We start from the raw sequence: 8,195 nt of genomic DNA on the forward strand, positions 1-8,195 counted from the left end.
ACACTCTTTTTATCCACCCCCCCACCCCCAATGGTGTAGTGGGTTGGGACTCGTGGGCTCGGAGATGTGTATAAGACACAGCCCCGCAGAGCAGGACGGGCCGAGCGGCGGACCAGCGGCCCGATCAGCGCTCGATCAGAGCTTGATGGTCGGGTTGTGCAGGTCGAACCAGGTGGAGACGTCGAGCGCGCGCTCGAACACGTTCCGGGTCGGGGTGTCCACTTCGGACGGATCGAGGTTCGCGGCCTCGCGCACCCAGTCGGCGTTGAGCAGTTCCAGCGCCCGGTCCCCGTTCGAGATGAGCTCCTTGACCTGCTTCTGCAGCTCGGCGGCGTAAGCCGGGTCCTGGGTCGACGGGTACGGGCTCTTCACCCGGTCCACCACGGACTTCGGCAGCACGTCGGCGGAGGCGCCGCGCAGCAGGCTCTTCTCCCGGCCGTCGTAGGTCTTGAGCGACCAGGGCGCGTTGAACACGTACTCGACGAGCCGGTGGTCGCAGAACGGGACGCGGACCTCCAGGCCCACCGCCATCGACATCCGGTCCTTGCGGTCCAGCAGCATCCGCACGAAGCGGGTCAGGTGCAGGTAGCTGATCTCCCGCATCTTCGCCTCGAACGGGCTGTCCGAGTCGAGCGTGGGCATGCCCGCGATGGCCGCCTCGTACTCCGAGCTGATGTAGCCGGGGATGTCGAGGGTGTCGGCGACCGACTTGTCCAGGACGCGGGGGCCCTCGGCCTGCTGGGTGTTGAAGGCGGCCAGCCACGGGAAGGTGCGCGCCTGCTGCACCTTCGGGTCGTGGAACCACTTGTAGCCGCCGAAGACCTCGTCGGCGGACTCGCCGGACAGCGCCACGGTCGAGTGGCCGCGGATGGCCTTGAACAGCAGGTACAGCGAGTTGTCCATGTCGCCGAGGCCCATCGGGAAGTCCCGGGACTGCACGGCGGCGCGGCGCACGGCCGGGTCGGCGAGGGCCTGCGGGTCGAGCACGATGTCCTGGTGCTGCGAGCCGACGTGCTTGTGCACGTCCTGCACGAACGGGCCGTCGGGGGTCGCGCGCATCTCGTCGGGCTGGAAGTTCTCGGTCTGGCCGACGAAGTCCACGGCGAAGCTGCGGACCTTCTCGCCCTGCGCGGCGAGCTGCTGGGCGGACAGCGCGGTCAACGCGCTGGAGTCGAGGCCACCGGAGAGCAGCAGGCACCGCGGCACGTCGGCGACGAGCTGGCGGCGCACGATGTCGTCGAGCAGTTCGCGGACGTGCGCGACGCTGGCTTCCTGGTCGTCGGTGTGCTCGACGGCGTCGAGGCTCCAGTAGGTGTGCTCGCGCAGGCCGTTGCGGTCGAAGGTGACGACGGTGCCGGGCACGACCTCGCGCATGCCCTGCCAGATGGCCCGGCCGGGGGACTTGGTGACGGAGAACAGCTCGCGCAGCCCGTCGGCGTCGACGACCTTCTCCACCTCGGGGTTGGCCAGGATCGCCTTCGGCTCGGAGCCGAACAGCAGGCCGTTCTCGGTCTGCTGGTAGTACAGCGGCTTGATGCCCATCCGGTCGCGGATCAGCAGCAGCTGCTCGGTGCGGGTGTCCCAGACGGCGAAGGCGTACATGCCGTTGAGCTTCTCGGCGACGTCGGCGCCCCACTCCAGGTAGCCGTGCAGCACGACCTCGGTGTCGGAGTCGGTGTCGAAGCGGTGGCCGCGGCGGCGGAGTTCGTCGCGCAGCTCGGTGAAGTTGTAGGCCTCACCGCTGTAGACGAGCCCGACCTTGCCGTCGGGGGTGTCGACCTCCATCGGCTGGGCGCCGCCGGGCAGGTCGATGATGGCGAGCCGCCGGTGGCCGAGCGCCGCGTGCGGCTGGACCCAGGTTCCCGCCCCGTCCGGCCCGCGGCAGGCCATCGTGTCGCACATCGCGTCGATGACCGGTTGTTCCCGGGTGAGGTCTCGGCGGAAATCGATCCAGCCGGAGATGCCGCACATGGCGTAGCTCCCTTCGCGAAGGTTCTTACTTAGTCAAGGTAACTACTTTGTTGCATCGACGAAACCAATCCGCGGTGTCGAACTCGGTGCGTGACAACGCCCAGACCTGCCAAAACGGTCGAAAAACCACGAGCGATACCGGTGTTCCCACGCATCGCGGCAGGTAACGCGGTCGTAACGCGGTCCGTACCGACGTGCGGTGAGGGACGCCACGCCCTCACCCGGACGGACCACGGACGCCGCCGGCGTAAGCAGCGCGTCAAGACCGCCGCTCCCCGCGTCAAACCACCGTCAGCAGCCCTGTCCGCGCCCCGCGCGACGACGTTGAGTGGGGGAGACGGCGCCACCGGGGCGCCCCGCATCGAAGGAGGCGCGCGGAGATGGCGGACCTCGCCTGCGCGCTCGTGCTGATCGGTGGGTTCCTCGTGCTCGCGCTGAGCCTGCGCGGTCTGGAGCGGTTGTGATCGCCCTCCTCGCCAACGCCGCGGGCGGCCTGCTCGCGCTGCTGCTCATCGCCTTCCTGTTCGTCGCCCTGATCAGGCCGGAGAAGTTCTGATGTCCTCCCTCGCGGTCGGCCTCACCCAGGTCGGCCTCCTCGTCCTCGCCCTGGCGGTCTGCTACCGGCCGCTCGGCGACCACATGGCGCGCGCCTACACCGACGACCGGCACTGGCGGGTGGAGCGCGGGCTCTACCGGGTGCTGCGCGTCGACGGCGACGCCGGGCAGCGCTGGACGACCTACGCGGCCGCGGTGCTCGCGTTCTCGTTCGCCTCCGTCGTGCTGCTGTACCTGCTGCAGCGGCTGCAGGGCTTCCTGCCGCTGGACTTCGGGCGCGGTCCCGTTGACCCGGCCACCGCGTTCAACACCGCGGTCAGCTTCGCGACCAACACCAACTGGCAGTCCTACGTGCCGGAGCAGGTGCTCGGGCACACCGTGCAGCTGGCCGGGCTCACCGTGCAGAACTTCCTGTCCGCCGCGGTCGGCATGGCCGTCGCCGTCGCGCTGGTGCGCGGGTTCACCCGCTCCGGCACCGACCGGATCGGGAACTTCTGGGTGGACCTCACCCGCGGCGTGGTGCGCGTCCTGCTGCCCATCGCGGCCGTGGCCGCGGTGCTGCTGGTGGGGCTCGGCGCGGTGATGAGCTTCGCGCCCGGCCTGCACGTCGTCGGCCTCGACGGGCAGCAGCACACCATCGCCACCGCGCCGATCGCGAGCCAGGAGGCCATCAAGGACCTCGGGGCCAACGGCGGCGGCGTGCTCAACGCGAACTCCGCCCACCCGTTCGCGAACCCGAACGGGGTCAGCAACCTGCTGCAGATCTTCCTGCTCCTGCTGATCCCGGTGAGCCTGACCCGCACCTTCGGCACCATGGTCGGCGACCGCAGGCAGGGCCGGGTGCTGCTGTCGGTGATGGCCGGGCTGTTCACTGCGCTGCTGGCCGTCGTGTGGTGGGCCGAGGCGCACCCGAACGGTCCGGCGGCGCTCGCCGCGGGCGGTGCGCTGGAGGGCAAGGAGGCGCGCTTCGGCACCTACCTGTCCGGGCTGTTCGCCGTCGCCACCACCGGCACCTCCACCGGCGCGGTGAACTCGGCGCACGACAGCCTCAGCGGGCTCGGCGGCGGAGCGGTGCTGCTGAACATGCTGCTCGGCGAGGTCGCGCCCGGCGGGGTCGGTTCCGGGCTGTACGGCATCCTCGTGCTCTCGGTGCTCGCCGTGTTCCTGGCCGGGCTGATGGTGGGGCGCACCCCCGAATACCTGGGCAAGAAGCTCGGCCGCCGGGAGATCACCGCCGCCGCGCTGTCGATCCTGGTGATGCCCGCGCTGGTGCTGGTCGGCACCGGCGCCGCCATCGCGCTGCCCGCCACGTCCGGGGCGATGGCGAACTCGGGGGCGCACGGGCTCAGCGAAGTGCTCTACGCGTACGCGTCCGCCGCCAACAACAACGGCAGCGCGTTCGCCGGGCTCACCGCCACCGACGACTTCTTCCAGACCACCCTGGCGCTGGCCATGCTGTTCGGCAGGCTGCTGCCGATCATGGCGGTGCTGATGCTGGCCGGGGCGCTCGCCCGCCAGCGGCGCATCCCGGCCGGTGCGGGCACGCTGCCCACCACCGGACCGCTGTTCGCAGGCCTGCTCGCAGGCACCGTCGTCCTCGTCGCCGCGCTGACCTTCCTGCCCGCGCTGGCGCTCGGCCCGATCGCGGAGGCACTGGCATGACCGCCGTCCTGACCGAATCCCCGGAATCCGCCGGGGACCGGCGATCCCCGCAGCGCGGGCGCGCCGTCGCCGCCGGGTCGTTCCGGCCGCGGCAGCTGCTCGCCGCCTTGCCGCAGGCCCTGCGCAAGCTGCACCCGAAGCACCAGCCGGCGAACCCCGTCATGCTCGTCGTGTGGGTCGGCTCGGTGCTCAGCACCGCGCTCGCCGTCGTCGAGCCCAGCGCCTTCGGCATCGCCGTCGCCGCCTGGCTGTGGTTCACCGTGCTGTTCGCGAACCTCGCCGAAGCGGTCGCCGAAGGACGCGGCCGCGCGCAGGCGGAATCGTTGCGGCGCACCAGGTCCGAGGCCGTCGCCCGCCGGATCGGCGAGCACGGCGAGGAACGGGTCGCGGGCACCGGCCTGCGCATCGGCGACCGCGTCGTCGTCGAAGCGGGCGAGGTGATCCCCGGCGACGGCGACGTCGTCGAGGGCATCGCCACCGTCGACGAATCCGCCATCACCGGCGAATCCGCCCCCGTCATCCGCGAATCCGGCGGCGACCGGTCCGCGGTGACCGCCGGGACCACGGTCCTGTCCGATCGGATCGTCGTGCGGATCACCACCGCTCCCGGCGAGACCTTCGTGGACCGGATGATCGCGCTCGTCGAAGGCGCGCAGCGGCAGAAGACGCCGAACGAGATCGCGCTGACGATCCTGCTGTCCACGCTCACCATCATCTTCCTGCTCGCGGTGACCGCGCTGCAGCCGCTGGCCGGCTACTCCGGCGGGCTGCTGCCGGTGGTGACGCTGACCGCGCTGCTGGTGTGCCTGATCCCCACCACGATCGGGGCGCTGCTGTCGGCGATCGGCATCGCGGGCATGGACCGGCTGGTGCAGCGCAACGTGCTCGCCAAGTCCGGGCGCGCCGTGGAGGCCGCCGGGGACGTGGACACGCTGCTGCTGGACAAGACCGGCACCATCACCTTCGGGAACCGGCGCGCCACCGCGCTCGTCCCGGTCGGCGGGGCCACCGACGCCGAGCTGGCCGAGGTGGCGGTGCTCTCCAGCCTCGCCGACCCGACCCCCGAAGGCGTCAGCATCGTCGAGTTCTGCCGCGAGCACCACGAGATCCCCGCCGCCCCGGCCGACGGGGAACCGGTGGAGTTCACCGCGCAGACCCGGATGAGCGGCCTCGACCTGCCCGGCCGCCGCATCCGCAAGGGCGCGATCAGCGCGGTCCGCGAGTGGGTGCGCGCGGGCGGCGGCACCGTCGAGTCCGAAGTGGACACCATCGCGGACGGCATCGCCCGGGACGGCGGCACCCCGCTCGCCGTCGCCGAGGAGCGGGACGGCGCGTTCCGCGTCGTCGGCGTGGTGCGGCTCTCCGACGTGGTCAAGCCCGGCATGGCCGAGCGCTTCGCCGAACTCCGCGCCATGGGCATCCGCACCGTCATGGTCACCGGCGACAACGCGCTCACCGCCGCCGCCATCGCCCGCGAGGCCGGTGTGGACGACCACCTCGCCGAGGCCAAGCCCGAGGACAAGATGGCGCTGATCCGCCGCGAGCAGGACGGCGGCAGGCTCGTCGCGATGACCGGGGACGGCACCAACGACGCGCCCGCGCTCGCGCAGGCCGACGTCGGCGTCGCCATGAACACCGGCACGGCCGCCGCGAAGGAGGCCGGGAACATGGTGGACCTGGACTCCGACCCGACCAAGCTCATCGAGATCGTCGAGATCGGCAAGCAGCTGCTCATCACCCGCGGCGCGCTGACCACCTTCAGCATCGCCAACGACCTGGCGAAGTACTTCGCGATCCTGCCCGCGCTGTTCGTCGCGATCTACCCGCAGCTGGGCCGGTTGAACGTGATGCAGCTGGCCACGCCGTCCTCCGCGATCCTGTCCGCGGTGATCTTCAACGCGCTGATCATCGTGGCGCTGATCCCGCTGGCGCTGCGCGGCGTGCGGTACCGGCCGTCGAGCGCGGCGGCGCTGCTGCGGCGGAACCTGCTGCTGTTCGGCGTCGGCGGCGTGCTCAGCCCGTTCTTGGGGATCTGGCTCATCGACCTCGTGGTGGGCCTCATCCCCGGCCTGGGGTGAGGCGCCGGACTTCGGTTGCGAGGTGGGTCGGGTGGCGGAACCTCAGCGGTTCCCTCGCTGCGGGATCGATTTCTGATGTACCAGGCACGTACACGGCGAAATCGCTGTCCTCGCGAGGGAACCGCTGAGAACCCGCGGGTTGTCCGGCTGCGTGCGTGGTCGGCGGCTCAGCGGCTTCGCCGCTGACGAGCACCGGCCGCAACCCGCCGGACAGGTTCGAAGACAGGCAGTGAGGAGAGGACACGATGTTCACGACGTTGTTGCGGCAGTCCGGGACCGCGGTGCGCGCGCTGCTGGTGTTCACGGTGCTGCTGGGCGTGTGCTACCCGCTGGCGGTGTGGGGAGCGGCCCACCTGCCGGGGCTGCACGACCACGCCGAAGGCTCGCCGCAGGTGGTGGCCGGGCGGGTCGTCGGGTCCGAGCTCATCGGCATCGACCCGGTGCCCGCAGACCCGGCGCACGACCCGTACTTCCACACCCGCCCCTCGGCGTCGGCGGAAGGACCGCTCGGGCCCGGTGATCCGTCGACCTCCGGTGGCTCGAACCTGGCCGCGGACAACCCGGAGCTGCTGGCGGCCGTGCAACAGCGGCGCACCGGCATCGCCGCCCGCGAAGCGGTCGCCCCGCAGCTGGTCCCGGCGGACGCGGTGACGGCCTCGGCCAGCGGTGTGGAAGCGGGCATCAGCCCCGCCTACGCCGCGCTGCAGGCCCCGCGCGTCGCCCGCGAGACGGGGCTGCCGGTCGAGGAGGTGCACCGGCTCATCGCCGCCGCCACCTCCGGCGGCGTGTTCGCCGAGCGCACGGTCGCGGTCCCGGCGCTCAACGCGGCCGTCGCCGAGCACCGCGGATGACCCGCGGCAGGTGCACCGCGCGGCGGAGCGGCAGGATCGGTGCCGACGGCCACCGTCGGCGGGGAGGCGCGGGATGAAGCGGGGCGAGCTGCGGATCTACCTCGGCGCCGCGCCGGGCGTGGGCAAGACCTACGCGATGCTCGGCGAGGCGCGGCGGCGGCTCGAACGCGGCACCGACATCGTCATCGGCCTGGTGGAGACGCACGGCCGCGCCGAGACCGAACGCCTGCTGGCCGGGCTGGAGCAGGTGCCGCGCCGCCGCGAGCTGCACCGCGGCGTCCAGGTCGCCGAACTCGACCTGGACGCCGTGCTGGCCCGCCGCCCGCAGGTCGCCGTCGTCGACGAGCTCGCGCACACCAACGCCCCCGGCTCGCGCAACGAGAAGCGCTGGCAGGACGTCGAGGAACTCCTCGAAGCGGGGATCACCGTGCTGTCCACGGTGAACGTGCAGCACCTGGAGAGCCTCAACGACGTGGTCGAGACGATCACCGGGGTCCGCCAGCAGGAGACGGTCCCCGACGAGGTGGTGCGGCGCGCCGAGCAGATCGAACTCGCCGACATCACCCCGCAGGCGCTGCGCCGCCGCCTCGCGCACGGCAACGTCTACGCCGCCGACAAGGTGGACGCGGCGCTGGGCAACTACTTCCGCACCGGCAACCTCACCGCGCTGCGCGAACTGGCGCTGCTGTGGCTGGCCGACCAGGTGGACGTGGCGCTGCGCCGCTACCGGGCGGAACGGCAGATCACCGACACGTGGGAGACGCGGGAGCGGGTCGTCGCCGCCATCACCGGCGGTTCGGAGAGCGAGACGCTGATCCGCCGCGCCCGCCGCATCGCGGCCCGCGCGGGCGCCGAGCTGCAGGTGGTGCACGTGCTGCGCGGCGACGGCCTTGCCGGGGCGTCCCCGGCGAACCTGGCCCGGGCGCGGCGGGTCGCCGACGACGTGGGCGCCAGCTTCCACAGCGTCGTCGGCGGGGGCGGGGGCGGCGGGGGGGGGGGGGGGGAGGGGCGGTAGTTCGGGTTGGACGAGAAGTCCTCGGTGAGCTCACCGCGCTCGTCGACCCGGTAGCCGCCGATG

At 72.0% G+C, this 8,195-nt stretch carries 5 protein-coding genes and 1 pseudogene; 5 read left to right on the top strand and 1 reads right to left on the bottom strand.

Annotation, left to right across the window (positions count from 1 at the left end; all coding sequences use genetic code 11):
• Positions 1-135: 135 nt before the first annotated feature.
• On the bottom strand, positions 136-1,971 hold the full coding sequence (gene asnB, locus LCD35_RS02265; protein ID WP_224958745.1) for an asparagine synthase (glutamine-hydrolyzing): 1,836 nt from the start codon (positions 1,969-1,971) through the stop codon (positions 136-138).
• Positions 1,972-2,431: 460 nt separating this feature from the next.
• Between asnB and kdpF the strand changes: the two genes are divergently transcribed.
• The 5 genes and pseudogenes from kdpF to LCD35_RS02290 form a co-directional block, all read left to right on the top strand.
• On the top strand, positions 2,432-2,527 hold the full coding sequence (kdpF, locus tag LCD35_RS02270; protein ID WP_224958746.1) for a K(+)-transporting ATPase subunit F: 96 nt from the start codon (positions 2,432-2,434) through the stop codon (positions 2,525-2,527).
• The gene (gene kdpA, locus LCD35_RS02275; RefSeq protein WP_225043635.1) at positions 2,527-4,188 is read left to right on the top strand and encodes a potassium-transporting ATPase subunit KdpA; all 1,662 of its coding nucleotides are present in this window, start codon (positions 2,527-2,529) and stop codon (positions 4,186-4,188) included. Before kdpF ends, kdpA begins: the two co-directional genes overlap by 1 nt.
• Positions 4,185-6,266 carry a potassium-transporting ATPase subunit KdpB gene (gene kdpB / locus LCD35_RS02280; protein ID WP_225043636.1) on the top strand — a complete coding sequence of 694 codons (2,082 nt, stop codon included), beginning with the start codon at positions 4,185-4,187 and terminating at the stop codon, positions 6,264-6,266. The genes kdpA and kdpB overlap by 4 nt, the downstream gene beginning before the upstream one ends.
• A gap of 245 nt (positions 6,267-6,511) precedes the next feature.
• Complete coding sequence (locus LCD35_RS02285) at positions 6,512-7,117, top strand: potassium-transporting ATPase subunit C (RefSeq protein WP_225043637.1); 606 nt, start codon at positions 6,512-6,514, stop codon at positions 7,115-7,117.
• Positions 7,118-7,190: 73 nt separating this feature from the next.
• Positions 7,191-8,090: pseudogene (locus LCD35_RS02290) on the top strand (universal stress protein); the annotation flags it as partial.
• Positions 8,091-8,195 lie beyond the last annotated feature (105 nt).

Origin of the sequence: Saccharopolyspora sp. 6V, from assembly GCF_020176785.1 — a bacterium.
GTDB lineage: Bacteria > Actinomycetota > Actinomycetes > Mycobacteriales > Pseudonocardiaceae > Saccharopolyspora_C > Saccharopolyspora_C gregorii.